Origin of the sequence: [Mycobacterium] fortunisiensis, from assembly GCF_019050325.1 — a bacterium.
Lineage (GTDB): Bacteria > Actinomycetota > Actinomycetes > Mycobacteriales > Mycobacteriaceae > Mycobacterium > Mycobacterium fortunisiensis.
In genome coordinates, this window is the sequence record NZ_VOMB01000004.1 from 146,108 (window position 1) to 171,935 (window position 25,828).

Annotated in this window: 28 protein-coding genes; 17 read left to right on the top strand and 11 right to left on the bottom strand. The window is 66.6% G+C overall.

The window, feature by feature from the left end; all coding sequences use genetic code 11:
- Positions 1-12: 12 nt before the first annotated feature.
- The gene (locus tag FR943_RS03600; protein WP_217154943.1) at positions 13-1,041 is read right to left on the bottom strand and encodes an ESX-1 system-associated protein; all 1,029 of its coding nucleotides are present in this window, start codon (positions 1,039-1,041) and stop codon (positions 13-15) included.
- Between the two features lie 556 nt (positions 1,042-1,597).
- Positions 1,598-3,613 (bottom strand): prolyl oligopeptidase family serine peptidase, encoded by a 2,016-nt coding sequence (locus tag FR943_RS03605; protein ID WP_217154944.1) that lies wholly within the window; start codon positions 3,611-3,613, stop codon positions 1,598-1,600.
- Positions 3,614-3,681: 68 nt separating this feature from the next.
- On the opposite strand from FR943_RS03605, the gene FR943_RS03610 reads away from it, so the two are divergent.
- Genes FR943_RS03610 through FR943_RS03630 form a run of 5 tightly spaced genes read left to right on the top strand, consistent with a single transcriptional unit; the run spans position 3,682 to position 6,707 of the window.
- Entirely contained in the window at positions 3,682-4,176 is a 495-nt protein-coding gene (locus FR943_RS03610) for a DUF779 domain-containing protein (protein ID WP_217154945.1), read from the top strand.
- A 35-nt stretch (positions 4,177-4,211) separates the two neighbouring features.
- Entirely contained in the window at positions 4,212-4,490 is a 279-nt protein-coding gene (locus tag FR943_RS03615) for a putative holin (RefSeq protein WP_217154946.1), read from the top strand.
- On the top strand, positions 4,483-4,998 hold the full coding sequence (locus FR943_RS03620; RefSeq protein WP_246584810.1) for a hypothetical protein: 516 nt from the start codon (positions 4,483-4,485) through the stop codon (positions 4,996-4,998). Before FR943_RS03615 ends, FR943_RS03620 begins: the two co-directional genes overlap by 8 nt.
- Positions 4,999-5,028: 30 nt before the next feature.
- A complete protein-coding gene (gene lpdA / locus FR943_RS03625) occupies positions 5,029-6,441 on the top strand; it encodes a dihydrolipoyl dehydrogenase (protein WP_217154947.1) in 1,413 nt (470 codons plus the stop codon).
- Complete coding sequence (locus FR943_RS03630; RefSeq protein ID WP_217154948.1) at positions 6,438-6,707, top strand: flagellar basal body-associated FliL family protein; 270 nt, start codon at positions 6,438-6,440, stop codon at positions 6,705-6,707. Before lpdA ends, FR943_RS03630 begins: the two co-directional genes overlap by 4 nt.
- Positions 6,708-6,792: 85 nt before the next feature.
- On the opposite strand, the gene FR943_RS03635 is transcribed toward FR943_RS03630, so the two are convergent.
- Complete coding sequence (locus FR943_RS03635) at positions 6,793-7,344, bottom strand: carboxymuconolactone decarboxylase family protein (RefSeq protein ID WP_217154949.1); 552 nt, start codon at positions 7,342-7,344, stop codon at positions 6,793-6,795.
- A gap of 147 nt (positions 7,345-7,491) precedes the next feature.
- The gene (ramB, locus tag FR943_RS03640; protein WP_217154950.1) at positions 7,492-8,907 is read right to left on the bottom strand and encodes an acetate metabolism transcriptional regulator RamB; all 1,416 of its coding nucleotides are present in this window, start codon (positions 8,905-8,907) and stop codon (positions 7,492-7,494) included.
- Positions 8,908-9,024: 117 nt separating this feature from the next.
- Here ramB and FR943_RS03645 point away from each other — a divergent pair, with 117 nt between their 5' ends.
- The 4 genes from FR943_RS03645 to FR943_RS03660 all read left to right on the top strand — a co-directional run bounded on the left by FR943_RS03645 (position 9,025) and on the right by FR943_RS03660 (position 13,394).
- Positions 9,025-9,846, top strand: a complete 822-nt coding sequence (locus FR943_RS03645) for an acyl-[acyl-carrier-protein] thioesterase (protein WP_217154951.1) — start codon at positions 9,025-9,027, stop codon at positions 9,844-9,846.
- A gap of 262 nt (positions 9,847-10,108) precedes the next feature.
- Positions 10,109-11,395 (top strand): isocitrate lyase, encoded by a 1,287-nt coding sequence (gene aceA / locus FR943_RS03650; protein WP_217154952.1) that lies wholly within the window; start codon positions 10,109-10,111, stop codon positions 11,393-11,395.
- 110 nt (positions 11,396-11,505) lie between these two features.
- The gene (locus tag FR943_RS03655) at positions 11,506-12,366 is read left to right on the top strand and encodes a 3-hydroxybutyryl-CoA dehydrogenase (protein ID WP_217154953.1); all 861 of its coding nucleotides are present in this window, start codon (positions 11,506-11,508) and stop codon (positions 12,364-12,366) included.
- A 152-nt stretch (positions 12,367-12,518) separates the two neighbouring features.
- Positions 12,519-13,394, top strand: coding sequence for a cyclopropane mycolic acid synthase family methyltransferase (locus tag FR943_RS03660; RefSeq protein ID WP_217154954.1), 876 nt, complete (start codon positions 12,519-12,521; stop codon positions 13,392-13,394).
- Between the two features lie 23 nt (positions 13,395-13,417).
- Here the strand turns inward: FR943_RS03660 and FR943_RS03665 are convergent, their stop codons facing one another.
- From FR943_RS03665 to FR943_RS03675, 3 genes are all read right to left on the bottom strand, one after another.
- On the bottom strand, positions 13,418-14,320 hold the full coding sequence (locus tag FR943_RS03665; RefSeq protein ID WP_308170446.1) for an endonuclease domain-containing protein: 903 nt from the start codon (positions 14,318-14,320) through the stop codon (positions 13,418-13,420).
- Between the two features lie 150 nt (positions 14,321-14,470).
- A complete protein-coding gene (locus tag FR943_RS03670) occupies positions 14,471-15,337 on the bottom strand; it encodes a polyphosphate kinase 2 family protein (protein ID WP_217154955.1) in 867 nt (288 codons plus the stop codon).
- Between the two features lie 4 nt (positions 15,338-15,341).
- Entirely contained in the window at positions 15,342-16,046 is a 705-nt protein-coding gene (locus FR943_RS03675) for a TetR/AcrR family transcriptional regulator (RefSeq protein ID WP_217154956.1), read from the bottom strand.
- A gap of 106 nt (positions 16,047-16,152) precedes the next feature.
- Between FR943_RS03675 and FR943_RS03680 the strand changes: the two genes are divergently transcribed.
- From FR943_RS03680 to deoC, 6 genes are all read left to right on the top strand, one after another.
- A complete protein-coding gene (locus FR943_RS03680; RefSeq protein ID WP_217154957.1) occupies positions 16,153-17,496 on the top strand; it encodes a DUF445 domain-containing protein in 1,344 nt (447 codons plus the stop codon).
- An 89-nt stretch (positions 17,497-17,585) separates the two neighbouring features.
- The gene (locus FR943_RS03685; RefSeq protein WP_217154958.1) at positions 17,586-17,981 is read left to right on the top strand and encodes a helix-turn-helix domain-containing protein; all 396 of its coding nucleotides are present in this window, start codon (positions 17,586-17,588) and stop codon (positions 17,979-17,981) included.
- A gap of 61 nt (positions 17,982-18,042) precedes the next feature.
- On the top strand, positions 18,043-18,711 hold the full coding sequence (locus FR943_RS03690) for a heparin-binding hemagglutinin (RefSeq protein ID WP_217154959.1): 669 nt from the start codon (positions 18,043-18,045) through the stop codon (positions 18,709-18,711).
- A gap of 69 nt (positions 18,712-18,780) precedes the next feature.
- Complete coding sequence (locus FR943_RS03695; protein WP_217154960.1) at positions 18,781-19,065, top strand: DUF2516 family protein; 285 nt, start codon at positions 18,781-18,783, stop codon at positions 19,063-19,065.
- Between the two features lie 4 nt (positions 19,066-19,069).
- Positions 19,070-19,477, top strand: a complete 408-nt coding sequence (locus FR943_RS03700) for a DUF2599 domain-containing protein (protein ID WP_217154961.1) — start codon at positions 19,070-19,072, stop codon at positions 19,475-19,477.
- A complete protein-coding gene (gene deoC / locus FR943_RS03705) occupies positions 19,477-20,154 on the top strand; it encodes a deoxyribose-phosphate aldolase (protein WP_217154962.1) in 678 nt (225 codons plus the stop codon). The genes FR943_RS03700 and deoC overlap by 1 nt, the downstream gene beginning before the upstream one ends.
- 9 nt (positions 20,155-20,163) lie before the next feature.
- Here the strand turns inward: deoC and FR943_RS03710 are convergent, their stop codons facing one another.
- The 4 genes from FR943_RS03710 to FR943_RS03725 are packed head-to-tail and all read right to left on the bottom strand — an operon-like array spanning position 20,164 to position 23,296.
- On the bottom strand, positions 20,164-21,081 hold the full coding sequence (locus tag FR943_RS03710) for an LmeA family phospholipid-binding protein (protein WP_217154963.1): 918 nt from the start codon (positions 21,079-21,081) through the stop codon (positions 20,164-20,166).
- A complete protein-coding gene (locus FR943_RS03715; RefSeq protein WP_217154964.1) occupies positions 21,078-21,893 on the bottom strand; it encodes a carbon-nitrogen hydrolase family protein in 816 nt (271 codons plus the stop codon). The genes FR943_RS03710 and FR943_RS03715 overlap by 4 nt, the downstream gene beginning before the upstream one ends.
- Before the next feature lie 53 nt (positions 21,894-21,946).
- Positions 21,947-22,750, bottom strand: a complete 804-nt coding sequence (locus FR943_RS03720; protein WP_217154980.1) for a class I SAM-dependent methyltransferase — start codon at positions 22,748-22,750, stop codon at positions 21,947-21,949.
- A gap of 39 nt (positions 22,751-22,789) precedes the next feature.
- Entirely contained in the window at positions 22,790-23,296 is a 507-nt protein-coding gene (locus tag FR943_RS03725) for a DUF2505 domain-containing protein (RefSeq protein ID WP_217154965.1), read from the bottom strand.
- Positions 23,297-23,322: 26 nt separating this feature from the next.
- Here FR943_RS03725 and FR943_RS03730 point away from each other — a divergent pair, with 26 nt between their 5' ends.
- Entirely contained in the window at positions 23,323-24,426 is a 1,104-nt protein-coding gene (locus FR943_RS03730; protein ID WP_217154966.1) for a UDP-N-acetylmuramate dehydrogenase, read from the top strand.
- A gap of 6 nt (positions 24,427-24,432) precedes the next feature.
- Positions 24,433-25,761: a L,D-transpeptidase gene (locus FR943_RS03735; protein WP_217154967.1), complete on the top strand. Its 1,329-nt coding sequence runs from the start codon at positions 24,433-24,435 to the stop codon at positions 25,759-25,761.
- Positions 25,762-25,828 lie beyond the last annotated feature (67 nt).

Consider the following 25,828-nt stretch of genomic DNA (forward strand, 5'->3'; position numbering starts at 1 on the left):
AATTCCCATCATTTAGGGCCCAGCAGCCTTGCATGCCCCGATAACAAGGCCGACCGAATAGATGCTCGCGTTGTAGAGGTGCTTGTCAGCGGGTGTGTATGTGGCGAGCGCTCGTGCGTAACCGCGGCGGTACTGAGCTGAGAGAACCGCGAAATCCTGCAGGACTGGATTTTCACTGCGGTGGCCAAGCCCTTCGAGGGCGTCAGCGGACTGACGCAAGACCGGAATCGCGGCACCGTTGAGGGCCTTATCCTGCGGTGACCACTGGCCAGCGGGAACGTTCGGGTCTGTTTTCAGCCAGTCTGCGACGTCGGCAAGGAACTGGTCAGATGCGGATTGCCAGTCCGGGCATATCGGGTCGGTGGTGGTCAGGAAGCGTTCCGGATGGATAGGGTCACCAGGTGGCGCAATATCAGTGGGTGCGGCCACTTCCGGAACGAGTGGTGCCCGTGCGGCCGCTGAACCGAACGAGATGGCTTGGCAAATCCCTGACAGGGTCCTCGTGGCCATGCTTGCCGCGTGCTGCAGGCCATCGTCGTGTGGTGTGTAGCTGGGGAGGGCGTCAGCGTAGGCGCGGGCATACGCGATGAATTGCGCATAAAGTTCGCGCATCACACGGTGCGTGGTCAATTTGGCCAGAGGTTCGGCTTGATCAGCGGCAGCGCGCATAGCTTGGCCGACTTCTTCGTATTGCCTCCGGAGATCAGAATTCCACGCGCTGGCTGGGATTGACACGTCCCGATCTAGCCATCCGTTCTTCGCGCTGTCTGACAGCGTGTTGTTAACAGGTATCCACGGCGCACACGAGGGGTCCTCGGTGATGATGGCGACGGGCCCAGTGTCGTTGGCGCTGGCGAATTCTGAGTTGGAGCCGGACGCCGTGTTGGCCTCCGCGCCGCCGTTGTCATCGTCGCCGCGGCCACTGAGTGAAATGGACACGACGGCGGTGATGGCGATGACAGCCAGCAGGGCGACTCCGCCGAGTATCCACTTCAGTGCCCCGCCCTTTTTCTGGGGTGGCCCGGGGTAGGGCTGATGCATCGGGCCCCATCCCGGCGGTGGTTGCTGTCCAGGGGGTGGCTGCCACCCGCCGTGGGGCGGCGGTGGTTGGTTGCCCCATCCGTTAGGCGGCTGGGTCATATCGTCATCTGCTCGGCCGGTTGGAAAGTCACAGCAGTGTCGCGCACTGTTGAGGACCGGCATTCACATCCGACAACGCCGGTGCCAACGTCCGCCGGTCCATGCCATCCATCCAAACCATCGCCCCTACACGCGCGACACCGCTCAGCCACGGACATTTAATACGTGAAACCACGTTTGTCCAGGAAATGAGCTGTGTCTGTTCCGTCCACCCCACCGGTGTCTTGCCGGCAATCATCATAAGCGCATGAAGAAGGGGTGATTGTCGCTATTTTGGGCAGCCGTCGTAGGTTCCTGCGGCACCGTTCGGCCAGCATCGCTCACCGACGGCGAGACCGAGCAGGGCGGCCTGAGCGCCCGGGAGATTCCTCGCCGTTTCCTACACCCGGGCTGTACCGAGCGACGATCAACAGCCCAGGCGTGGAAAACGATGGACTAAACAGCAGGCACCCAACCGCTACGCGCGCTCATCCACCGTCTGCCACAGGAACTCATACATCAGCGCGGACTTGAACGCCGCCTGCTTGTTGTCCGCCGCGCCGCCGTGACCGCCCTCGATGTTCTCGTAGTACAGCACCCGGTGCCCGGCCGCCTCCAGTGCTGCCGTCATCTTCCTGGCATGCCCGGGATGCACCCGGTCGTCACGGGTCGAGGTGGTGATCAGGATCGGCGGATACGAAGCCGAAGTCGAGGCCGAAATGTTTTGGTATGGCGAGTATTTCGACATGAATTCCCAGTCGGCCAGGTCGTCGGGGTTGCCGTACTCGGCCACCCACGACGCCCCGGCGAGCAGCAGGTGGAAGCGCTTCATGTCCAGCAGTGGCACGCTGCACACCAACGCGCCGAACAGTTCTGGGTAGCGGGTCAGCATGACGCCCATCAGCAGCCCACCGTTGCTGCCGCCGGATGCGCCGAGCTGTTCGACGGTGGTGATGCCGCGGCGCACCAGATCCGCGGCGACCGCGGCGAAATCCTCGTACACCAGGTGGCGGTTCTCCCGCATCGCCTGCTTGTGCCAGCCCGGCCCGTACTCGCCGCCGCCGCGGATGTTGGCCTGCACGTAGGTGCCGCCGCGGGCCAGCCAGGCCCGGCCCGCGCCGCCGATGTAGCCCGGCGTCAGCGAATTCTGAAACCCGCCATAGCCATACAGGTGGGTGGGGCTGGGCTCGTCGCGGCGCCCGACGACGAAGTACGGCACCTGGGTGCCGTCGGCAGACGTGGCGAAGAACTGCTCGACGCGGATGCCGTCGGCGTCGAAGAACTCCGGCGCGGACTTGACCTCGACCAGCGGACCGCCGGCCGTCCCGTACAAGAGCCGCGACGGCGTGGTGAATCCGCTTGAGTTGTAGAACACTTCGTCGCCCAGGTGGTCACAGTCGACGACGATGGTGTCCGTCGCCGGCGGAATGTCCGGGGCGTCGCGGTGCTCCCACGTCCCGGGAGTGACGATCTCGACGTGGCTGGCGACGTCCCGCAGCGTGATCAGTATCAGCTTGTCGCGTGTCCATTGCACACTCGACAGGCTGCTGTGTGCGTCGGGCTCGTAGATCATCGCCAGATTGACTGTCCCGGACAGGAAATCGTCGAAATTGGTGCCCAGCAGCGCGCCCGCGGGGTAGGTGACGTCACCCACCTGCCAATCGGACCGCAGTGAGATCAGCAGCCACTCGCGGTGCAACGACAGCGACGAATCGGTGGGAACCTTGATCTCGATCAGCTCGCCGTCGCGCAGCTCGTAGCGGACGCGGTGGTAGAAATCGGTGTAGCGCCCCAGCCGGGTGTGCTCGAACCCCGGGGTCCGGTCGATGGAGGCGATCACCCGCACATCGGTCGGCTCGGCCTCGTACACCGTCTCGGCCTCGGCCAACGGCTGTCCCCGGCGCCAGCGCTTGGCGATCCGCGGATAGCCGGATTCGGTCATCGACCCTTCACCGAAGTCGGTGCAGACCAACAGGGTGTCCTCGTCCTCCCAGGACACCGAGGACTTGGCTTCGGCCAGCTCGAACCCGTCGATGACGAATTCCCGTGTCCGCATGTCGAACTCGCGCACCACCGTGGCATCGGCACCACCGCGGGACAGGCTGATCATGGCCAGGGTGTGGTCCGGCTCGATCACCTCGGGCCCGGCCCACACCCAGTTCTCGTCCTCGGCGCGGGCCAGCTCGTCCAGGTCGAAGATCACGTCCCAGTCGGGCTCCTCGGTGCGGTAGCTGTCCAGCGTGGTGCGTCGCCACAGGCCGCGCGGGTTGGCCTCGTCGCGCCAGAAGTTGTACAGGTACTCGCCGCGCCGGCCCGGGTAGGGGATACGGGCATCGGTGTCGAGGACCTCCAGGATCTCCGAGCGGATCGCCTCGAACCGGTCACCGCTCAACAGCTCCAGCGTCGGCTCGTTGTGGGCCCGCACCCACGCCAGCGCGTCGTCGCCGGAGATGTCCTCAAGCCACAGGTACGGATCCTCAGGATGCTGTGCCACCCGTCCATTGTGACCGCGCGCGTAATGTGAGCTGAACACCACCTGCGCGGCGACGGAATGAGGACGGGATGGGCCAAGCACCGCCGAGGGCCCTGATCACCGCGGCCGCCGCCGACCTGCTGGCCCAGCTGCAGCAGCGCCACGGAGCCCTGATGTTCCATCAGTCCGGCGGCTGCTGCGACGGGTCGTCACCGATGTGTTACCCCGACGGCGAGTTCATCGTCGGTGACCGCGATGTCCTGCTGGCCGTGTTCGACGTCGGTACCGGCGTCCCGGTGTGGATCTCCGGACCGCAGTTCGACGCCTGGAAACACACCCAGCTGGTGATCGACGTCGTCCCCGGCCGCGGTGGTGGGTTCAGCCTGGAAGCCCCCGAAGGCATGCGATTTTTATCCCGCGGTCGGGCGTTCACCGACGCCGAGAACGCGCTCCTGGCCGAGCAGCCCGCGCTGACCGGCGCGCAGTACAGCGCCGGTGCCCGCCCACCCGACACCGGCAGCCACATCGTCGGCGAAGCCGTCGACGCCTGTCCGGTACCCGGGGGACGCGCCGCGCAGATGTAGCGGGCCCTGTCGGGTCGCGGCGTTATCGTCAAAGAGTGATTCCGCTGCCACGGGCGTGGCTGCTGACCGGTGCCATGTCGGTCGGCATAGCCGTCGGGCTGCTAGCCGGGATCGCCACCACCCTGCTGGTGACGGTCACCGTCCGGCCCGATGTGGTGATCGCGCTCGTCCTCGGCGTGCCCGGTGTGCTCGGGATCCTCACGGTCCTGGTCGCAGGCCGACGCTGGGTCACCACACTCGGGGCGTTCATCCTGGCCATCGCGCCCGGCTGGTTCGGAGCGCTGACCATCATCCAGGTGGCATCTCATGCCTGACGACACCAACACCTCCACCGCAGACTTCACCCCGCTGTTCGACACCGGGGAAAACGAGATCCTCGATGAGGAGCTGTCAGCCGACGCATTGCCCGACGTCCCCGCCGAGGACATGACGCCCGACGAGCCGGCACCCGACGCAGCCACTGACGACGCACCGTCGGAGCCCCTGCCCGCCCCGGCCCCGCCCATCGTGGTCGAAGGCACCTACCAGTCCGTGAAGTGGTGGACGTTCGTGGGCGTGCTGGCCGCGGTGTGGTTCGTGTCCGCGGCGGCCGGCGCCGGCCTGTACTACTACTGGTATCAGTCGGTGGACAAGACCTGGCCGGTGTTCGTCGTGCTCGTCTACCTCGTCGTCACCACCGTCGGCGCCCTGGTGGCCTCCACCGCACAACGCAAACCGGTGGTATCGGCCCTGGCCATCGCGTTGATGTCGGCGCCGCTGGCCGCAATGGCTGCCGCCGCGGTGTTCTACGGCGCCTACGTGTTCGGCTGGATCGCCCGCTAGGACCATTGCGCGGCCCATTAGGGTGGGGACGTGACCCACTTTGACGTCGTCGTTCTCGGAGCTGGTCCCGGTGGATACGTCGCGGCCATTCGTGCCGCCCAACTGGGGCTGAACACCGCAATTGTCGAACCCAAGTACTGGGGCGGCGTGTGCCTCAACGTCGGGTGCATCCCGTCCAAGGCGCTGCTGCGCAATGCCGAGATCGCGCACATCTTCACCAAGGAAGCCAAGACCTTCGGCATCAGCGGGGAGGCCACCTTCGATTACGGTGCCGCCTTCGATCGCAGCCGCAAGGTCGCCGACGGCCGCGTGGCCGGCGTGCACTTCCTGATGAAGAAGAACAAGATCACCGAGATCCACGGCTACGGTTCCTTCACCGGGCCCAAGTCGATGTCGGTGAAATTGAATGAGGAGGGCGGCGCTGGAGGTTCGGAAGAGCTCACCTTCGACAACGCCATCATCGCCACCGGGTCGTCCACCCGCCTGGTGCCGGGCACCTCCCTGTCCGACAACGTCGTCACCTACGAAACCCAGATCCTCACGCGCGAGCTGCCGGGCTCGATCATCATCGCCGGGGCCGGTGCCATCGGCATGGAGTTCGCCTACGTGCTGAAGAACTACGGCGTCGACGTCACCATCGTCGAGTTCCTGCCGCGCGCCCTGCCCAACGAGGACGCCGAGGTCTCCAAGGAGATCGAGAAGCAGTACAAGAAGCTGGGCGTCAAGATCCTCACCGGCACCAAGGTCGAGGGCATCTTGGACAAAGGTGGCGACGGGTCCGTTGTCGTCACGGTCAGCAAGGACGGCAAGACCGAAGAGCTCAAGGCCGACAAGGTGCTGCAGGCCATCGGGTTTGCGCCCAATGTCGACGGTTACGGACTGGAAGCCGCCGGGGTGGCGCTCACCGACCGCAAGGCCATCGCCATCGACGACCACATGCGCACCAACGTGCCGGGGATCTATGCCATCGGCGACGTCACCAGCAAGCTGCAGCTGGCCCACGTGGCCGAGGCGCAGGCCGTGGTGGCCGCCGAAACCATCGGCGGCGCAGAGACTCTGACGCTCGGTGACTACCGGATGATGCCGCGCGCCACCTTCTGCCAGCCGCAGGTGGCCAGCTTCGGGCTGACCGAAGAGCAGGCCAAGGACGAGGGCTACGACGTTGTCGTCGCCAAGTTCCCGTTCACCGCCAACGGCAAGGCACACGGCCTGGCCGACCCGACCGGCTTCGTGAAGCTGATCGCCGACAAGAAGCACCTCGAACTGATCGGCGGGCACCTGATCGGGCCGGATGTGTCCGAGCTGTTGCCGGAACTGACCCTGGCTCAGAAGTGGGACCTGACCGCCAACGAGCTGGCCCGCAACGTGCACACCCACCCGACCCTGTCGGAGGCGCTGCAGGAGTGCTTCCACGGGCTGACCGGCCACATGATCAACTTTTGAGAAACGAAATCGTCGCCGGCATAGCCGGATTGGTGGCCGGCCACATCCTGTGGCTGGCTGCCATCACGTTGGCTACGGAGGGCTCCCGGGTCACCATCTGGGCGCTGCTGGTGGCTCTGCTGTCCGTCATCGGTGGTGCGCTCGGCGGCTACTTCGGGTGGCGCAAGTACCAGCAGAAGTCGATGGAGTGGGCGGTGTTCCTGTGGGCGCTGCCGGTCTCCCCGGTGGTGTTCTCGCTGGTGTTGTTGGGCGTCACGTACCTCTAGCCCCACCAAACCTAGCCGCGCCGACACTACGGTTTGTGCTGCGATTTCGTCGTTTTTCCGACACAAACCGTAGTCTCGGCGGGGCTCAGTCCGGGAAGTCCAGCGGGATCCGCAGCGTCGTCATGGTGGCCGCCAGACCGTCGTATTGGCTTGCCAGCATGCAGAATTCGATGATCTGCTGCTTGCTGAGAATCGCCGAGAGCGCCGCCCAGGTTTCCGCCGAGATGGACCGGGTGATGACGAACTCGTCGGTCGCGGTGATCAACACCCGCTGCCGGTCGGTCAGCCCTTCGGCGTCAGGCCCCTCGAAGATGCGGGCCTGCGTCTCGGCGTTCACGCCGCGGCTGCGGGCCAGCCGGCGGTGCTGCTGCAGTTCGTACTCGCAGTCCCGCAGGTGCCCGATCCGCAGGATGACCAGCTCGGCATCTTGGCGGGGCAGCTTGCCCAATGGGCCGAGCAGCAGCCCGGAATACGGCAGCCAGGCCAAGAACAGCAGCTTGTGTTGGCCCAGCACGTTCATCAGGGTGAACCGCGGCGCTCGGATGGCCCTGGCGCCCACCTTGGCGATGGCCCAGTTCAGCGGGCCCAGCTCACGGAATCCGCCCGGCGCGATGCGGGCCGGCTCGAGTGCACTCACCTCGCCGAGTCTGGCACAGGTGGTAGGGGCGGGTGGGCGACACCGCGTTCTACACCTGGGCTGTTGATCGAAGACCGCCACCGCCCTGCGGTAGAAACCGACGCAAAAGCCGACCGCAAAAGCCGACCGCAAAAGCCGACCGCAAACCTACGGCTGGCGCACCAGATACGGCGACACCGTCGAGCGGTGCTCGTTGAGGTCCAGCGCCTTGCCCAGCGCCGGGAAGGCACGTTGCGGGCAGTTGTCGCGCTCACACACCCGGCACCCCGACCCGATGGGGGTGGCCACTTCGCCGGACAGATCCAGGCCTTCGGAGTACACCAGCCGATGGGCATGGCGCAGTTCGCATCCCAGCCCGATCGCGAATGTCTTGCCGGGCTGGCCGTAGCGTGACGGGCGTCGCTCCACGGTGCGGGCCACCCACATGTAGTTGCGGCCGTCCGGCATCTGGGCGATCTGCACGCCGATCTTGCCGGGATTGCCGAAGGTCTCGTAAACGTTCCACAGCGGGCAGGTGCCGCCAGAGGAGGAGAAGTGAAAACCGGTGGCGGACTGTCGTTTTGACATGTTACCGGCCCGGTCCACCCGGACGAACGAGAACGGCACCCCGCGCATCGACGGCCGCTGCAGGGTGGACAGCCGGTGACAGATGGTCTCGTAGCTCACCGAGTAGAACGCCGAGAGCCGCTCCACGTCGTATCGGAAGTTCTCGGTCACATCGTGGAATTGGCGGTAGGGCAGCACGGTGGCCGCAGCGAAGTAGTTGGCCAGCCCGAGCCGGGCCAGGGTGTGCGACTCCGTGCTGGTGAACTTGCCTTCGTCGACCAGTTTGTCGATGAGGTCGCCGAATTCCAGGAACGCCAGCTCGGCAGCCATCTTGAACACCTGCTGGCCGCTGGAGAGGTGATTGCCCATCTCCAGGGTTTTGGTGGCCGGGTCGTAGCGGTGCAGCACGGTGTCACCCAGATCGATGCGCCGCACGATCCGTACCCCGTGCTCGGTGGTCAGGCGGTTGGCCAGCTCGCCGGGCAGTTCACCGCGGTGCATGCGCATCTTGACGGTGAGATCCTCGGCGGCAGTGTCGAGCTCGTGCAGGTAGTTCTGCCGTTGGTAGAAGTAGTCGCGCACTTCCTCGTGCGGCATGGTGATCGAACCGCTGCCGCTGCCGTCGGAGTAGCGGTCCTCGGTGGCTGCGGCCAGTTGCGTGGTGGTGAGCCGGTAGCGCCGGTGCAGGTTGACCATCGCGCGGGCGAAGTTCGGGTAGGCCGCCACCATGTCGGCGACGTCGGCGACGTCCATGTCGACACCCAGGTCGCGGTCCAGCGTCACCTCGCGCATCTCGGCGACCAACCGGGTGTCGTCCTGGGGTGCGAAGAACGTCGCATCCACCCCGAACACCTCGGTGATGCGCAGCAGCACGGCCACGGTCAGTGGACGGACGTCGTGCTCGATTTGGTTGAGGTAGCTGGGGGAGATCTCCAGCATCTGGGCGAGTGCCGCCTGGCTGAATCCACGCTCGCTCCGCAGTTGCCGCACTCGCGAACCGACGAACGTTTTTGCCACGTCAAACAGCCTACAAGCCTGTGAAGGCGGCCTTTGCAGGCTTGGCATTCAAGCGCTACTGGCATTATCGGGCTGCCTGGCATGATCGGCTCAGGCGATAGCGACTGGGAGAGCACCATGACGGGAACCGCGGACACGACGACCACCGGGCTGAACAAGGTGATGATGCCCGTGCCCGACCCCCATCCCGACGTCTTCGACCGGGAATGGCCGCTGCGGGTCGGTGACATCGACCGGGCGGGCCGGTTGCGGTTCGACGCCGCGGCCCGCCACATCCAGGACATCGGCTCCGACCATCTGCGTGAGCTCGGCTTCGAGGAAACCCACCCGCTGTGGATCGTGCGGCGCACGATGATCGATCTGATCCGCCCGATCGAGTTCCAGGACATGCTGCGGATGCGGCGGTGGTGCTCGGGCACCTCCAACCGGTGGTGTGAGATGCGGGTGCGGATCGACGGTCGCAAGGGCGGGCTGATGGAATCCGAGGCGTTCTGGATCAACATCAACCGCGAGACCCAAGGGCCGGCGCGCATCTCCGACGACTTCCTGGCCGGCCTGCGCCGCACCACCGACGAGGCCCGGCTGCGCTGGAAGTCCTACTTGAAGGCGGGCAGCCGCGAGGATGCCGACGAGATCCGCGAGTACCCGGTGCGGGTGTCCGACATCGACCTGTTCGACCACATGAACAACTCGGTGTACTGGACCGTGATCGAGGATTACCTGTACTCACATCCGGAACTCCTGGAGACGCCGCTGCGGGTGACCATCGAGCACGACGCCGCCGTCGCCCTCGGCGAGAAACTCGAGATTCTCTCGCACGTTCACCCGGCCGGGTCGACCGACAAATTCGGGACCGGGCTCACAGATCGCACTGTTAGAACGCTCACATATGCCGTCGGCGACGAGACGAAAGCGATCGCCTCGCTGTTCTCGCTCTGACCCCTCCGGGTTTAACAGTACGGGCGTACTGACCTGCGCCTTTGGGTTACTGGCGGGTAGCTTCTGAACCGGTACAGCCATCATATTTCTTCGCAACCTTTGCAAGTTAACGAAGCGCTTTAGCGAAAGTTGGCAACTGAAACGGGTGGACCTGCGGATATGTGCTGTGCCATCGTCGGATTAGCACAACAGTGAAGTTGCCGGATTGTTAGCAAGATCCGGTGACCGAACAAGGCGACAGAACAACCGAAGGAGCAGTCCTATGTCGACCGTGGGCACCCCCAAGTCACCGGAGCAGATCCAGCACGATTGGGACCACAACCCCCGCTGGAAGGGCATCACCCGTACCTACACCCCGGCCGACGTCGTCGCCCTGCAGGGTTCCGTCGTCGAGGAGGCCACCCTGGCCCGCCGCGGCGCCGAGGTGCTGTGGGAGCAGCTGCACGACATGGACTTCGTCAACGCGCTCGGCGCGCTGACCGGCAACATGGCCGTCCAGCAGGTCCGCGCCGGCCTCAAGGCCATCTACCTGTCGGGTTGGCAGGTCGCCGGTGACGCCAACCTGTCCGGCCACACCTACCCCGACCAGAGCCTGTACCCGGCCAACTCGGTGCCGCAGGTGGTCCGCCGCATCAACAACGCGCTGCTGCGCGCCGACGAGATCGCCAAGGTCGAGGGCGACACCTCGGTCGAGAACTGGCTCGCCCCGATCGTCGCCGACGGTGAGGCCGGCTTCGGTGGCGCGCTCAACGTCTACGAGCTGCAGAAGGCCATGATCGCCGCCGGTGTCGCCGGTTCGCACTGGGAAGACCAGCTGGCCTCGGAGAAGAAGTGCGGCCACCTCGGTGGCAAGGTGCTGATCCCCACCCAGCAGCACATCCGCACCCTGACCTCGGCGCGCCTGGCCGCGGACGTCGCTGACGTTCCTACCGTCGTCATCGCCCGCACCGACGCCGAGGCCGCCACCCTGATCACCTCCGATGTCGACGAGCGGGACCGCCCGTTCATCACCGGTGAGCGCACCTCCGAGGGCTTCTACCACGTGAAGAACGGCCTGGAGCCCTGCATCGCCCGCGCCAAGGCCTACGCGCCGTACTCCGACCTGATCTGGATGGAGACCGGCACCCCGGACCTGGAGCTGGCCAAGAAGTTCGCCGAGGGCGTCAAGAGCGAGTTCCCCGACCAGATGCTGGCCTACAACTGCTCGCCTTCGTTCAACTGGAAGGCCCACCTGGACGACGACACCATCGCCAAGTTCCAGCGCGAGCTGGGCGCGATGGGCTTCAAGTTCCAGTTCATCACGCTGGCCGGCTTCCACGCCCTCAACTACTCGATGTTCGACCTGGCTCACGGCTACGCCCGCGAGCAGATGAAGGCCTACGTCGAGCTGCAGGAGCGCGAGTTCGCCGCCGAGGAGCGCGGCTACACCGCCACCAAGCACCAGCGTGAGGTCGGCGCCGGCTACTTCGACCGGATCGCCACCACGGTTGACCCGAACAGCTCGACCACCGCGCTGTCCGGTTCCACCGAAGAGGGTCAGTTCCACTGAGCTTGCGAAGTGGAACCGACTAGCCAGGGTCACTAGGCCCAGTGGCTTGACAGCACAGGCCCCGCTCAGCAGTTTTGGGCGGGGCCTGTCTGCGTATAGAAAGAGAACCTGTGAGCAATCAAATCGAACGAGTAGGTGTGATCGGTGCCGGCCAGATGGGCGCGGGCATCGCCGAGGTGTCCGCCCGTGCCGGTGTGGACGTGCTGGTGTTCGAGACGTCGGACGCGTTGGTCACCGCGGGACGCAATCGCATCACCAAGTCCCTCGAGCGCGCCGTCAGCTCCGGCAAGGTCACCGAGCGGGAGAAAGACGCCGCCCTGGGCAAGCTGAAGTTCACCACCACCCTGGCCGATCTGGCCGACCGCCAGCTGGTCATCGAGGCCGTCATCGAGGACGAGAACGTCAAGGCGAAGATCTTCGCCGACCTGGATGCGGTCATCACCGACCCCGACGCGGTGCTGGCTTCCAACACCTCCAGCATTCCGATCATGAAACTCGCAGCTGCTACACAGAATCCTGCCAGGGTTCTCGGCCTGCACTTTTTCAACCCGGTTCCGGTGTTGCCGCTGGTCGAATTGGTCAGCACCCTGGTGACCTCCGATGCTGCCGCCGCGCGGGTCGAGGAATTCGCCGGCACGGTTCTCGGAAAACAGGTCGTGCGTTGTTCTGACCGGTCCGGTTTCGTGGTCAACGCGTTGCTGGTTCCCTACCTGCTGTCGGCGGTCCGGATGGTCGAGGGCGGGTTTGCCACGATCGAGGATGTGGACAAGGCAGTGGTGGCCGGGTTGTCACACCCGATGGGCCCGCTGCGGCTGTCCGATCTGGTCGGTCTGGACACCCTGAAGCTCATCGCTGACAAGATGTTTGACGAGTTCAAAGAGCCTTTGTACGCCGCGCCGCCGCTGTTGCTGCGGATGGTGGAAGCCGGCCAGCTGGGCAAGAAATCGGGCCAGGGCTTCTACACATACTGAATCGACCCGCGCTGGCACTATGGCCGAGGCTTAGCTAGTCTACCCACAGTAGGGCCTGCCGGCTCGCTCTATAGAGTCTGCGTGTAAAACACATGTCGGCCCCCAAACTGTTGGTCGTCAGCAGCAAAAAACGCAAAGAGGTAATTTTTCGCATGTCTAACGTCGAGTCCGATCTGGCGCCGTATTACGAGGAATCTCAGTCGATCTACGACATCTCCAATGATTTCTATGCCCTCTTCCTCGGGCCGACCATGGGCTACACCTGCGGTTACTACGAGCGCGAGGACATGAACCTCGAGGAGTCGCAGAACGCCAAGTTCGACCTCGCGTTGGGCAAGCTGGACCTCAAGCCGGGCATGACGCTGCTCGACATCGGCTGTGGCTGGGGCGGTGCGTTGGAGCGGGCGTTGCTCAACTACGACGTCAACGTCATCGGGATCACGCTGAGCAAGGAACAGTCGGACTACGCACGCAAGCGGCTGGCCAAGATCGACACCAACCGCAACGTCGAGATCCGACTGCAGGGTTGGGAAGAGTTCAACGAGCCCGTCGACCGCATCGTGTCGATCGGTGCGTTCGAGGCGTTCAAGCAGGAGCGCTACCCGATCTTCTTCGAGCGGGCCTACAACATCCTGCCGGACAACGGCGGCCGGATGCTGCTGCACACCATCCTGGCGCACAACCAGGCGTACTTCCGGGAAAACGGCATCAAGCTGACGATCAGCGACCTGAAGTTCATGAAGTTCATCGGTGAGGAGATCTTCCCCGGTGGGCAGCTGCCGGCCGTCGAGGACATCGAGAAGCTGGCCGCCGATTCAGGCTTCGACCTGCAGCGCACCCACCTGCTGCGCCCGCATTACGCGCGCACGCTGGACATGTGGGCCGCCAACCTGGAGGCCAAGAAGGACGAGGCCATCGCGCTGCAGGGCCAGGAGGTCTACGACCGGTTCATGAAGTACCTGACCGGTTGCGCCGACTTCTTCCGTCGCGGCATCACCAACATCGGCCAGTTCACGCTCGTCAAGTAGTTCCTTTTCTTTTCCCGCCGAGACTACGGTTTCTGGTGCGATTTCTCTGATTTCGCGCCAGAAACCGTAGTCTCGGCGCATTTGTAGGGTGTGTAACCGGCCCCGCGCAACGCTACCCAGGCGCGGCTGATCACCTCTGGCCCGCGAAACTCCAGTTGACGGGCGCTGACCCGCACGATTGTCCATCCCCGGGCCGCCAGAAACTCCAACCGGACGATGTCGTTCTCCTGGGCCTCGGGCGTGGTCCAGTGCTGGTCCCCGTCGTACTCGATGCCCACCATCCACTCCGGCCAGCCCATGTCGATCCGGCGCCGGACCCGGCCCGATTCGTCAGCGACCGGTATCTGGGTGACCGGACGCGGCAGCCCAGCACGGATGAGCAGCAACCGCAGCCTGGTCTCCTGCGGGGATTCCGCCCCGGCGTCGGCCAGATCCAGCGCTTGGCGGAGCCGACGGATACGCCGCGCCCCCGGATAGCGTTCGGCGATCGAAGCGACGTCGGCGGTGGTCCCGCGGGTGCTGTTGAGTAGCGCGTCGATCCTGATGATCGCGGTGTCGAGCGGTTGGAATCGCCCGATGTCGTAACAGGTGCGGGCGATGGTGGTGCAGGCCATGTCGCCGACCGCGGTGACCTCGTCGTCAGCGATGACGCCGGTGTGGATCAGGATGCCCGGCGGGGCCGGGTGCCGGAAGCGGGCCAGTTCGGCCGGCGCCTTCTCGGGAACCCACTTGCTACCCAGGACCGCTGCCGCGGAATACCCGGCCAGTGTCGCGCAGCGCCGCGACCACAGCCACGCGGCCCGAGCGCGGTTATGCGGGTCGAGAGTGAAATCTCTTGGTACATAGATATTCTGATGAAGCTTGCGATACCGCGTCCGCAGCGCATGCCGAGTCAGCGTCCCGGCAGCGAGCGCCTCGGTCGCCACCACAAGGTCTCCCGCGCCAAAATTCCCCACACCGATGTTCGACGCAGCAGGCGGGCATCCGGTTCCCCTTGACGCCGACACGACGCCTTGTGGCGCCAAAATGCCGAAATCACGTCATAAAGCGTCGTCTCGGCGCAACCAGAAAGAGGGCTAAGCCTCAGCCAACCGCTTCTTCTCGGTCTTGACGTCGAAGTCCGGTGGCGGCCAGGACATGTTGAGGCCTTTGAGCGCCTCGATCAACAGCTCGGTGATGGCCAGCCGGCTGTACCACTTCTTGTCGCACGGCACGATGTGCCAGGGCGCGTAGTCGGTCGAGGTCTTCTCCAACATGACCTGATAGGCCTCTTGGTATTTGGGCCACAGCAGCCGCTCGTCGATGTCGGCCGGGTTGTACTTCCAGTACTTGTCGGGCCGCTCCAGTCGCTCGGCCAGCCGGGCCTTCTGCTCGGCGAGCGAGACGAACATCGCCACCTTCACCAGCGTGGTGCCGCCGTCGACCAATTCCCGTTCGAACGCGTTGATCTCGTCGTAGCGGGCGCCCCAGACATCGGGCGGCACCAGGTTGTGCACCCGCACCACGAGCACGTCCTCGTAGTGTGAACGGTCGAATACCCCGATGTGTCCGCCCGGCGGCAGCGCGTTGCGGATCCGCCACAGGTAGTGGTGGGCCCGCTCCTCCTCGGTCGGCTTGCCGAAGCTGGTGTACCGGACGCCTTGTGGATTTGCCGCGCCCACAACGTGTTTGACGATCCCGCCCTTGCCGGCGGTGTCCATGCCCTGCAGGATCAGCAGCACCGAACGATTGTCGTCACCGCTCTTGGACCGGGCGTAGAGCATTTCCTGCAGTGAGGCCAGCCGCAGGTTGCGCTCGGTCTGCAGCGTCGGCGCATCGCTCTTGTTGCCGCGGAACCCCGGCGTGCTGTTGGTGTCGATGCGCGAGACCTGATCACCGGGGCGGAATGCCAGGTGGGTGTGGGGTTCGTGGGTCCACAGGGCAGGCAGGTCGCGATCGGTCACCCGTTCAGTCAAGCAGCTGCCGCGGCAGAATCGGGGACGGGTGCGGCTGCGAGTTGAACTTCTCCAGCGACCCGCCGACTTCCACGATGCCGCACAGGGCGTTCCACGACAGCATGGTCAGGTAGTCGATCAGCTCGTCGGCGGTCATCCGCGGGTTGGACATCCAGGAGTGGGTGGCCAGCTGGACGCCACCGACGGTGTGGAAGGCCCACGGTTCGGCGCCGCGGGTGTCCATGCCCACGCTGGCCATCCGGCGCCGCAGCATCACCGCCAGCATGCGGGCGATGATCTGCTCGGAGTCGGCGACGGCCTTGCTTTTGCTCGCCGAATTGTTGGCCATCACGAACGGATAGATCTCGGGCTCGGCGGCGACGGTTTCCACGTACACCTTGATGATCTCGCGGGTCAGGTCGAACCCGTCGAGGTTCGACGACAGCGCCGCGGCCATGTTGGGGATCAGGGTGGTCTGGGCGAACCGCATCATCACCGCGGTGGTGAGGTCGTTCTTGTCGACGAAATAGCGGTAGAGCACGGTCTTGGAGACCCCGATCTCGGCGGCGATCTCGTCCATGCTGACATTGCTGCCACGCCGACGGATCGCTTCCAGGGTGCCGTCTACCAGCTCGTTACGCCGCTCCACCTTGTGCTGGTGCCAGCGCCGTTTGCGTCCATCGGTCTTCACCGTCACCGGCGGAGTCTGCTGTGCCACAGTCGCAGTAGTCCCATTCCCTAGTTCCGCTTAATACTACGGCGGATCGCCGGCTGCCGACCTCTGGGTGCGACGCCGAATTGGCGCGGTTGTGGATGATGGATACGTGGCACATCGATCCGACGCCGGTTTGCGAGCGCTTGGCGCCCCACGGCAGAGTTTTGCCGAGGCGCTGGCCGGTGCGGACAGCGCCGCCGACGCCGAACGTCAGCGGGGTTTGCGGCGGATGAAGCTGGTGGCGCTGGGCTTCCTGGTCGGTGCCACAGTGGTCTTCCTGGTGTGTACCTGGGCACAGTCCCGGGGTGCGACGGCCGGCGGCGCGGCGCCCTGGATCGGCTACGTGCGGGCCGCGGCCGAGGCGGGCATGGTCGGTGCGCTGGCCGACTGGTTCGCCGTCACGGCGCTGTTCAAGCATCCGCTGGGGGTGCCGATCCCGCACACGGCGATCATCAAACGCAAGAAGGACCAACTGGGCGAGGGACTGGGCACCTTCGTCCGGGAGAACTTCATGTCTCCCGAGGTGATCGCCACCAAGCTGCGCGACGCCCAGGTGGCCGGCCGGCTCGGGAAATGGTTGTCCGACCGTCCCCACGCCGAGCGGGTCGCCGCCGAGGCGTCGACCGTGCTGCGGGTCGGGGTGGAGATGCTGCGTGACGAGGACGTCCAACATGTGCTGGACCGGATGATCGTCAAGCGCATCGCCGAGCCCAAGTGGGGTCCGCCGATCGGCCGGGTGCTGTCCACGCTGCTGCAGGAGGGCCGCCAGGAAGCCCTGATCCAGTTGTTGTGCGACCGGGCGTTCCAGTGGTCGCTCAATTCCGGTGAGGTGATCGAGCGGGTCATCGAGCGGGATTCGCCGACGTGGTCTCCGCGCTGGGTGGATCACCTGGTGGGCGACCGGATCCACCGCGAGCTGATGGACTTCACCGACAAGGTGCGGCGCAACCCCGATCATGAGCTGCGCCGCTCGGCGACGCGGTTCCTGTTCGAGTTCGCCGACGACCTGCAGCACGACGAGGCGACGATCCAGCGGGCCGAGAACGTCAAGGAACAGCTGATGGGCCGCGACGAGGTGACCCGGGCGGCCGAAACGGCGTGGGCGGCGGCCAAGCGGATCATCCTGGAGTCGGTGGACGACCCGTCGTCGGCGCTGCGGACCCGGATCGCCGACTCGGTGATGCGCATCGGTGAGTCGGTGCGCGACGACGCCGAGCTACGCGACAAGGTCGACAGTTGGATCATCCGGGCGGCGAAACACCTGGTCGGCGAGTATGGGACCGAGATCACAGCAATCATCACCGAGACCATCGAACGCTGGGACGCCGACGAGGCCAGCCGACGCATCGAGCTGCACGTGGGCCGTGACCTGCAGTTCATCCGGATCAACGGCACCGTGGTGGGGTCACTGGCCGGCCTGGTCATCTATTCGATAGCCCAACTACTCTTCTGACCTGCGCTAACTAGTGCTTGCAAAAGTTAGCACCCCGTCGTAGCGTGAATTTTGTCGTTAACGGATACCCGTGCTACGAGGGGACTGACATGGCGCAAGACGAGAATCTCGCGGCTGTTGTGTCCAACGCTGCGCAGGACATCGGAAGCTTCATCCGAGCCCAGCGTGAGGCGGCACAGGTATCGGTGCGGCAGTTGGCCGAGAAGGCCGGCGTCAGCAATCCCTACCTGAGCCAGATCGAACGGGGATTGCGCAAACCCTCCGCCGACGTGCTCAACCAGATCGCGAAGGCGCTGCGGGTGTCCGCGGAAGTCCTCTACGTGCGCGCCGGGATCTTGGAGCCCAGCGAGCCGAACGAGGTGCGCGACGCCATCGTCAACGACGTGGGGATCACCGAACGGCAGAAGCAGGTGCTGCTCGACATCTACACGTCGTTCCGTCAGCAGAACGAAGCCGAAGCAGGTGAGGAGCCGGGAACTGACTGACATCCCACCAACTGCCCGATAACAACTCGCACGAAAACCCCAGCTCGAGAAAGGAACTCGGATGACCGAGAAGAACCAGCCCACCATCGAAGACCTCAAGGCCCCGCTGCTGGCCGCCGTCGGCGCCGCCGACCTGGCCCTGGCCACCGTCAACGAGATCGTCGCCAGCCTGCGTGAGCGCGCCGAGGATGCCCGTACCGACGCCCAGGAGCGCGTCGAGGAGAGCCGCGCCCGGCTGACCAAGCTGCAGGAAGACCTGCCCACCCAGTTCGAGGAACTGCGCGACCGGTTCACCTCTGAGGAACTGCGCAAGGCCGCCGAGGGCTACGCCGATCAGGCCACCGCGACCTACAACAAGCTCGTCGAGCGCGGCGAGGCCGCGCTGGAGCGGCTGCGCAACCAGCCGGGGATCGAGGAAGCCGCCAGCCGGGTCGAGGAGTACACCGACCAGGCCGTCGAGTTGACCCAGGAAGCCCTGGGCACCGTGGCGACCCAGACCCGCGCGGTCGGCGAGCGGGCCGCCAAGCTGGTGGGCGTTGAGCTGCCGAAGAAGGTCGAGAAGGCCACCGAGAAGGCCGACGCCCAGGTGACCGCGGCGGCCAAGAAGGCTGCCGCCCCCGCCAAGAAGGCCGCCCCGGCCAAGTCGGCACCGGCCAAGGCCACCCCGGCGAAGAAGACCACCCCGGCCGCCAAGAAGGCCACCCCGGCCAAGAAGGTCACCCAGAAGTAAGACCGGCCTCGACCGCGGATGTACAGGCCGCGGTCGACGCTGACGATGACGCCCGCATAGGCTGGTGAGGTGCAACTCGCCAACCTTGCGGGCGTCATTGTCTTCGTCCTCGTCGCCGCTGTCTTCTTCGTGGGCGTCTACGCGCTCGTGCACGCCGCCATGCAGCGTCCGGACGCCTACACGGCCACCGGCAAGCTCACCAAGCCAGTCTGGCTGGCGATCCTCGGGGTGGGTCTGCTGCTGTCGCTGCTGCTGCGCGACGTGTTCGGGGCCGCGATCCTGGCCTGCGCCGCCGGTGTCTACCTCATCGACGTCCGGCCGAAACTGCTGGAGATCCAGGGAAAGTCGCGCTGAGGCGATGCGCTTTCGCTCCGCTGCGCTCGGCGCAGCAGGTGTGCTGCTCGGCGCGGCGCTGACCTGGTGCCCGACGGCGGCCGCCGACCCGGCCTACATCGATCACGTGACCTGGGCCAAATGGGGCGACCTGTCCAGCCTGCGGGTCTATCCGACCGACGCCGCCCGCGCGGTGACCCGCCAACCCGCTGCCGGCGCCGCGGCCGACGCGGCCTGGGCCGAGGTGCTGGCGCTGGCCCCGGAGGCCGACCTGCCCGGGATGCGTGACCAGTTCCTGTGCCACTGGACCTTCGCCGAGCTGACCGAGCCCGGCAAGGTCAGCTGGAACCTGGAGCCATGGCGACCCGAGGTCAGCCCCGAGGTGATGTTGGGCAGCGGCTGCAACCCCGGCGGCAGTGAGGAACCTTTCTGATGGGCAGTTACCCCCGCGCGCAGGTCGCGGCCCTGGTCGATCACACCCTGCTCAAGCCCGAGGCCACCGCGGCCGACGTCGAGAAGCTGGTGGCCGAGGCGGCCGACCTCCGCGTGTTCTCGGTGTGCGTGTCGCCGACGCTGGTATCCGCCGCGGCGAGGGTCCGCCCGGCCGGGCTGGCGGTGGCCGCGGTGGCCGGCTTCCCGTCGGGCAAGCATCTGGCCGAGATCAAGGCCCGCGAATCGCAGTTGGCCGTTGCCGCCGGTGCCGCCGAGATCGACATGGTGATCGACGTCGGCACCGCGCTGGCCGGCGATCTGGCGGCCACCGCCGCCGAGGTGGCCGCGGTGCGCGCCGCCGTACCCGAGGCCACACTGAAGGTGATCGTCGAGTCCGCCGCCCTGCTGGAGTTCGGCGGTGAGGCGGTGCTGGGGGAGGTGTGCCGGGCCGTCGTCGGCGCCGGGGCCGACTTCGTCAAAACCTCCACCGGTTTTCATCCCAGCGGCGGGGCCTCAGCGCGTGCCGTGGAGCTGATGGCCCGCGCGGTGGGCCCCGGGATCGGGGTCAAGGCCAGCGGCGGCATCCGGACTGCCGAGGCCGCGGTCACGATGCTCGACGCCGGAGCCACCAGGCTGGGGCTGTCCGGCACCCGGGCTGTGCTCGACGGCCTGGCTTAGCGCGAGAAGCTACAGGTTGGCGAAGCAGGGATCTTCCTGCGCCTTGGGCATCTCGGCGTTCTGCGTGGAGAACTTGGCCACCACGCCGCTGTCGGTGACCTGCACGCTGTCGGCGTGGATGCCCATCGGGTAGTTCTCGGTGATCTGGGCGGTGAACTTGTCCAGGATCGGCTGCAGGGTCTCCCGCGGCCAGGACAGGCCGATGGCGCTCAGGTCGATGATCTGCAGTGAGATGCCCTTGTTGACCACCGTGGGCTTGGCGGTGATGGTGCCCAGCAGGCCCTTGAGCTCGATCGTCCCCTGCGACGGGTTGGTCCGCACATCCGAGATCGCCGAGCCGACGAACGGCAGCTGGACCATGTCGGCCACGGTCTGGCGGATACCGTCGGTGTTCCAGGTGATGTCGGCGACCATCGAGCCCACGGTGCCGCTGGCATCGGCGGTTTCCTTGATCCGCACATCCTCGATGCCGATCTTGACCTTCATGCCCTTGGCGTCGCGGATCTGGTTGCCCGCGGTTTCGATGTTGATGTTGGTGTAGTGCCCGGTCATGTGCTGCATCAGAAACGGTGGCAGCGGGTCGAACGAGGCCTTGGCGCCGTCCTGCACGATGCATTCCACGATCGAGGCGACGATCTTGTCGGCCCGGTTGCGGGCGTACAGCTCACCGCCGAGCACCCCGGCGGCGACCAGGGCCAGCACGATCACCACGACCAGTACCACCGACAGCGGGTCCGACAGCAGCTTCTTGACCTTGGCCAGCGCCGATGGGCCCTGGGGCTCGGGCGCGCCCGGACCGGGCTGGCCGGCCTGCACCGGCTGCTCCGGCGGCACCGGCTGGCCCGGCTGACCTGGGGGCGGCGGTGGCACCTCGGACGACGGGGCCGGCGGGGACTGGTCGGTTGGGCGAGCCCAGGGATCGGTCACCCCAGCGATTGTGCCTTACCCAACTGAGCGAACGGTGAGCGGTTCTGCAGCACCGCGATGGTGTCCCGGACCCGGCTGGCGGCGTCGAGATCGACGTCGACCACCAGCAACTGCGGGTCGGATCCGGCCGCGGCGAGGACCTCGCCGGTGGGGGAGGCCAGCAGGCTGCCGCCCACCCCGGTCGGCCCGGCCTTGGCGATCTCGTCGCCCGGATAGGCCTGGTCCACCGCGGCGACGAAGCCGGTGGTGTCCAGCGCCCGGGCCCGCGCCAGCAGGGTCCACTGCTCGAGTTTGCCCGGGCCGGACCCCCACGAGGCGTGCACGGTGATCAACTGGGCGCCGCGCCGGGCCAGCTCCACGTAGAGCTCCGGGAACCGGATGTCGTAACAGGTGGTGATCCCCACCGTGACCCCGTCGACGGTGATCGTCGCCGGGTCGAAACCCGGTGCCACAGTGCGTGATTCGCTGAAACCGAAAGCATCGTAGAGATGGATCTTGTGGTAGTGGGTGTCGACACCGGGGCCGGTGGCGAGCAGGGTGTTGGTGACCCGGCCGTCGGCGTGGGGGGTGAACATCCCGGCCACCACGACGACGCCGGCCCGCGCGGCGATCTCGCGTACCGCCATCGCCCACGGCCCGTCCAGCTTCTCGGCGACCGGGCGCAGCGGCACCCCGAACCGGCACATGGTGGCCTCGGGGAACAACACCAGCCGCGCGCCGTCCTGGGCTGCGCGCCGGGTGTACTCCGCGACGAGCTCCAGATTCTCGGCCGGGTCGGTGCCGGTGGCGATCTGCGCCAAGGCGGTACGCATAAGGTCAGCCTAGTGGCGGGACGCGGCTTAATTTGTGGCCGGCGCCACGGTGCTCAATGCGTGGCGGGGGCCACGGAAGACCAGGGCACCGTCAGCACCCCGTCGCGCAGCCGTCGTCGCGGCGCGGCCACCGGATGGCCCTCGGCGCGCAGCAACTCCACCATGGCCCGCCACCGCACCCGCGGTCCGAACACCCCGTGCCCGGCCGCGCTGGCCCAGGCCCGGTCGGCCGCGGACAGCAGCGTGTGGATCGGCCGGCCGGCCACGTTGTGATGGATCAGGACCTTGGGCAGCCGTTCGGCCAGATCCGACGGCTGCTCAATGTTGAACGGGTCGCAGGCCAGCGTCAGGCTCACCGGTCCGTCGGCATCCAGCAGCACCCAGCAGCAGCGGCGGCCCAGCTCGTCACAGGTGCCGTCGACGATCAGCCCGCCCGGGGCCAGCCGGCGCATCATCGTGGCCCAGGCGTCGGGCACCGCCTCCACCGGGTACTGGCGCAGCACGTTGAACGCCCGCACCAGCACCGGACGCAGCCCGGCGAGCTCGAACCCGCCGAGCGCGAACCGCACCGCGCCCTGCTCATCGGTCAGCGCCTGCGCGGTGGCCACCCGCTCGGGATGGATCTCCAGCCCGACGACGCGCACGTCGGGGCGCACCGTCTGCAGCCGCGAGGACAGTTCGACCGTGGTGACCGGCAGCGCCCCGTAGCCGAGGTCGACCACCAGCGGATCGGCCGCGGCCCGCAACGCGGTGCGTACCCGCGGGGAGTGCACCAGCCAGCGGTCGCTGCGGCGCAGCCGGTTGTACCCGGTGGTGCCCCGGGTGATCGCCCCGACGGGTCTAGACGTGCCGGTCAGCGCGCAACGCCCCCTCGACGACGGCCGCGCGGCACCCGATCATGCGTGATCGGTGATCCACACCGAGGTGAACCGCTGCTCGGCGATCAGCAGGTCGGCCAGCTGGTTGCCGATGAAGCCCTCGATCTTGCCGCCCACCAACGGCACCTTCACCTCGACGGTGAGGTGCACCGACAGCCGGGATCCGGTGTCGGTGGCCGACAGTGTCGCGGTACCGGACAGTGCCACCGGCGCCCCGGAGACCGAGCCCCGGACCGTGCCATGGGACATGCCGTCGTGGACCGGCTGCCACTGCTCCTCGCGTTGGATGCTCAGATCGCCGCGGTGAAACTGTGACACCAGCCCGGGCAGCCGGTCGGCGCGCAGGACCTGGGTGGTGACCACGTCGAGGGAGCCGTCGGCGCCGACATCGAGGGTGTCCAGGGTGGTTTCGTCGGCCCCGGAATCGGCCAGTCGGGCCAGCCAGTAGCGCTCGTCGGCGAATGCCCGGTGGACCTGTTCGACGCTGCCTTCGTAGTCGGTGGCCATGTCGAATGATCGCGGCATAGCTGGTCAGGCTACCGTTACGGGCCGTGGTCAGTTCGTATGTCGCCGGTGTGGCACTCGCCGAAAATGTGCCGCTGGCTCCGTTGACCACGCTGCGGGTCGGTCCGGTGGCACCCCGGGTGCTCACCTGCACCAGCACCGATGACCTCGTCAATGTGCTGCGCGCGGTGGCCGAGCCGATCCTGGTGCTGGCCGGCGGGTCGAATGTGGTGCTGGCCGACGACCTGGCCGCGACCAGACCCGACCTCACGGTGGTGCGGGTGGCCAACACCGCCGTCACGGTCGAGGGCAACCTGGTGCGCGCCGAGGCCGGCGCGGTGTTCGACGACGTCGTCGTCACCGCCCTGCGCCACGGCCTGGGCGGGCTGGAATGTCTGTCCGGAATACCCGGATCGGCCGGGGCCACCCCGGTGCAGAACGTCGGCGCCTACGGGGCTGAGGTCGCCGACACCATCACCCGGGTACGGCTGCTGGACCGCCGTACCGGCGAAGACCGTTGGGCCGCACCGGAAGAGCTCAAGTTCGGCTACCGCACCAGCATTCTCAAACACTCTGATGCCGTCATCGTGCTCGAGGTCGAGTTCGCCCTGGAAGCGGATGGGGCCCGGGACCGCAGAAGCGCACCGCTGCGCTACCGCGAGCTGGCCACCGCGCTGGGGGTCGAGCCGGGTGAGCGGGCCGACCCGATGCGAGTTCGCCACACCGTGCTGAGGTTGCGGGCGGGCAAAGGGATGGTGCTCGACGCCGAGGACCATGACACCTGGAGCGTGGGGTCGTTCTTCACCAACCCGGTGGTGTCGCAGGCCGAGTTCGAGCGGGTGCAGGCGGTGTTCCGGGGCGACGCCGGGCCCGACGCGGGAGCTGTGCCGCACTACCCGGCGCCCGACGGGGTCAAGCTGGCCGCCGGCTGGCTCGTCGAACGGGCCGGCTTCGGCAAGGGCTACCCCGGTGCGGACGCGCCCGCACGGCTGTCCACCAAGCACGCACTGGCGCTGACCAACCGCGGCCAGGCAACCAGTGCCGACGTGATCGCGCTGGCCAGGACGGTGCAAGCCGGGGTCGCGGAGCGCTTCGGGATCACCTTGCAGCCTGAGCCGATTCTGATTGGGTGCGATCTATCGGTACCCTAGGTCCACGTGAGCGCTGCCGGTGATATAGAGGCCAACGCGCCGTTGTTCAATCGGCGGCGCGCCCTGACGGTGCTGACCGTCGGCGTGGGAGCCGGACTGCTGGCTGCATGTTCGGGCGAGACGCCCCTTTCCGCCCCCGAGGACGACGCTCCGGTCGAGCCGACGGTGACCTACGAGCCGGCCGGCGGCGCCGAAGATGTGCTGCCGACCGCGGCGGTCGGGGTCACGGTCGAGAACGGGTGGTTCCAGCGGATCAGCCTGACCAACGCCAACGGCAAGGTGGTGGCCGGCAAATTCAACAGCGACCGCACCGCGTTCACTGTTACCGAACCGCTCGGTTACGACGCCACCTACACGTGGGCCGGTTCGGTGGTCGGCAAGGACGGCAAGGCGCAACCGGTGCAGGGCAAGTTCACCACCGTGGCCCCGCGCAAGCAGGTCAGTGGCCAGTTCCAGCTGGCCGACGGCCAGGTGGTCGGGGTGGCCGCGCCGATCATCCTGCAGTTCGACGCCGTGATCGACGACGAGTACCGGGCGACGGTCGAGAAAGCCCTGCAGGTCACCACCACCCCGCCGGTCGAGGGCAGCTGGGCCTGGCTGCCCGACGAGGCCGGCGGCTCGCGGGTGCACTGGCGCACCCGGGAGTACTACCCGGCCGGGACCAAGGTCAGTGTCAAGGCCCCGTTGTACGGGGTGAATTTCGGCGAGGACGCCTATGGTGCGGCCGATTCCACGCTCGACATCGAGATCGGTCGTCGGCAGGTGGTCAAGGCCGAGGCCTCCAGCCATCGGATCCAGGTGCTCGACGGGTCGGGCGCGGTGATCATGGACTTCCCCTGCAGCTACGGCGAGGGCGATCTGGACCGCAACGTCACCCGCAGCGGCATCCACGTGGTCACCGAGAAGTACGAGGACTTCTGGATGACCAACCCGGCCGCCGGGTACTCCAACGTGCACGAACGCTTCGCGGTGCGGATCTCCAACAATGGCGAGTTCATCCACTGCAACCCGAACAGCATCGGTTCGCAGGGCAACACCAACGTCACCAACGGCTGCATCAACCTGAACCTGGAGAACTCGCAGCAGTACTTCAACAGCGCGATCTACGGCGACCCGGTCGAGGTCACCGGCACCCGCATCCAGCTGTCCTACGCCGACGGCGACATCTGGGACTGGGCGGTGGACTGGAGCGAATGGAAGGCCATGTCGGCGCTGTCCTCGCAGGACGCCCCGTCGAACCTGCCCGCCTCCGCGCCGGCCACCCCGACGGATGCGCCGACGCTGTCGGGCACGCCGACCACCACCACCCCGCCGAAGCCCGCGCCGGGCGGCTAGTGTCCTGAGTCATTAATTCGTCGGCAGTAGTTGGCGATGCTGGCCAGGATTTGGTCGGCGGTCTTGG

What these genes read in the sequence shown, in the direction of transcription:
- FR943_RS03700 (WP_217154961.1), top strand. Translation starts at nt 19,070, where the DNA reads ATGCGCTTTCGCTCCGCTGCGCTCGGCGCAGCAGGTGTGCTGCTCGGC.
- deoC (WP_217154962.1), top strand. Translation starts at nt 19,477, where the DNA reads ATGGGCAGTTACCCCCGCGCGCAGGTCGCGGCCCTGGTCGATCACACC.
- FR943_RS03715 (WP_217154964.1), bottom strand. Translation starts at nt 21,893, where the DNA reads ATGCGTACCGCCTTGGCGCAGATCGCCACCGGCACCGACCCGGCCGAG.
- aceA (WP_217154952.1), top strand. Translation starts at nt 10,109, where the DNA reads ATGTCGACCGTGGGCACCCCCAAGTCACCGGAGCAGATCCAGCACGAT.
- FR943_RS03690 (WP_217154959.1), top strand. Translation starts at nt 18,043, where the DNA reads ATGACCGAGAAGAACCAGCCCACCATCGAAGACCTCAAGGCCCCGCTG.
- FR943_RS03685 (WP_217154958.1), top strand. Translation starts at nt 17,586, where the DNA reads ATGGCGCAAGACGAGAATCTCGCGGCTGTTGTGTCCAACGCTGCGCAG.
- FR943_RS03660 (WP_217154954.1), top strand. Translation starts at nt 12,519, where the DNA reads ATGTCTAACGTCGAGTCCGATCTGGCGCCGTATTACGAGGAATCTCAG.
- FR943_RS03645 (WP_217154951.1), top strand. Translation starts at nt 9,025, where the DNA reads ATGACGGGAACCGCGGACACGACGACCACCGGGCTGAACAAGGTGATG.
- FR943_RS03725 (WP_217154965.1), bottom strand. Translation starts at nt 23,296, where the DNA reads ATGCCGCGATCATTCGACATGGCCACCGACTACGAAGGCAGCGTCGAA.
- FR943_RS03600 (WP_217154943.1), bottom strand. Translation starts at nt 1,041, where the DNA reads ATGCATCAGCCCTACCCCGGGCCACCCCAGAAAAAGGGCGGGGCACTG.
- FR943_RS03610 (WP_217154945.1), top strand. Translation starts at nt 3,682, where the DNA reads ATGGGCCAAGCACCGCCGAGGGCCCTGATCACCGCGGCCGCCGCCGAC.
- FR943_RS03620 (WP_246584810.1), top strand. Translation starts at nt 4,483, where the DNA reads ATGCCTGACGACACCAACACCTCCACCGCAGACTTCACCCCGCTGTTC.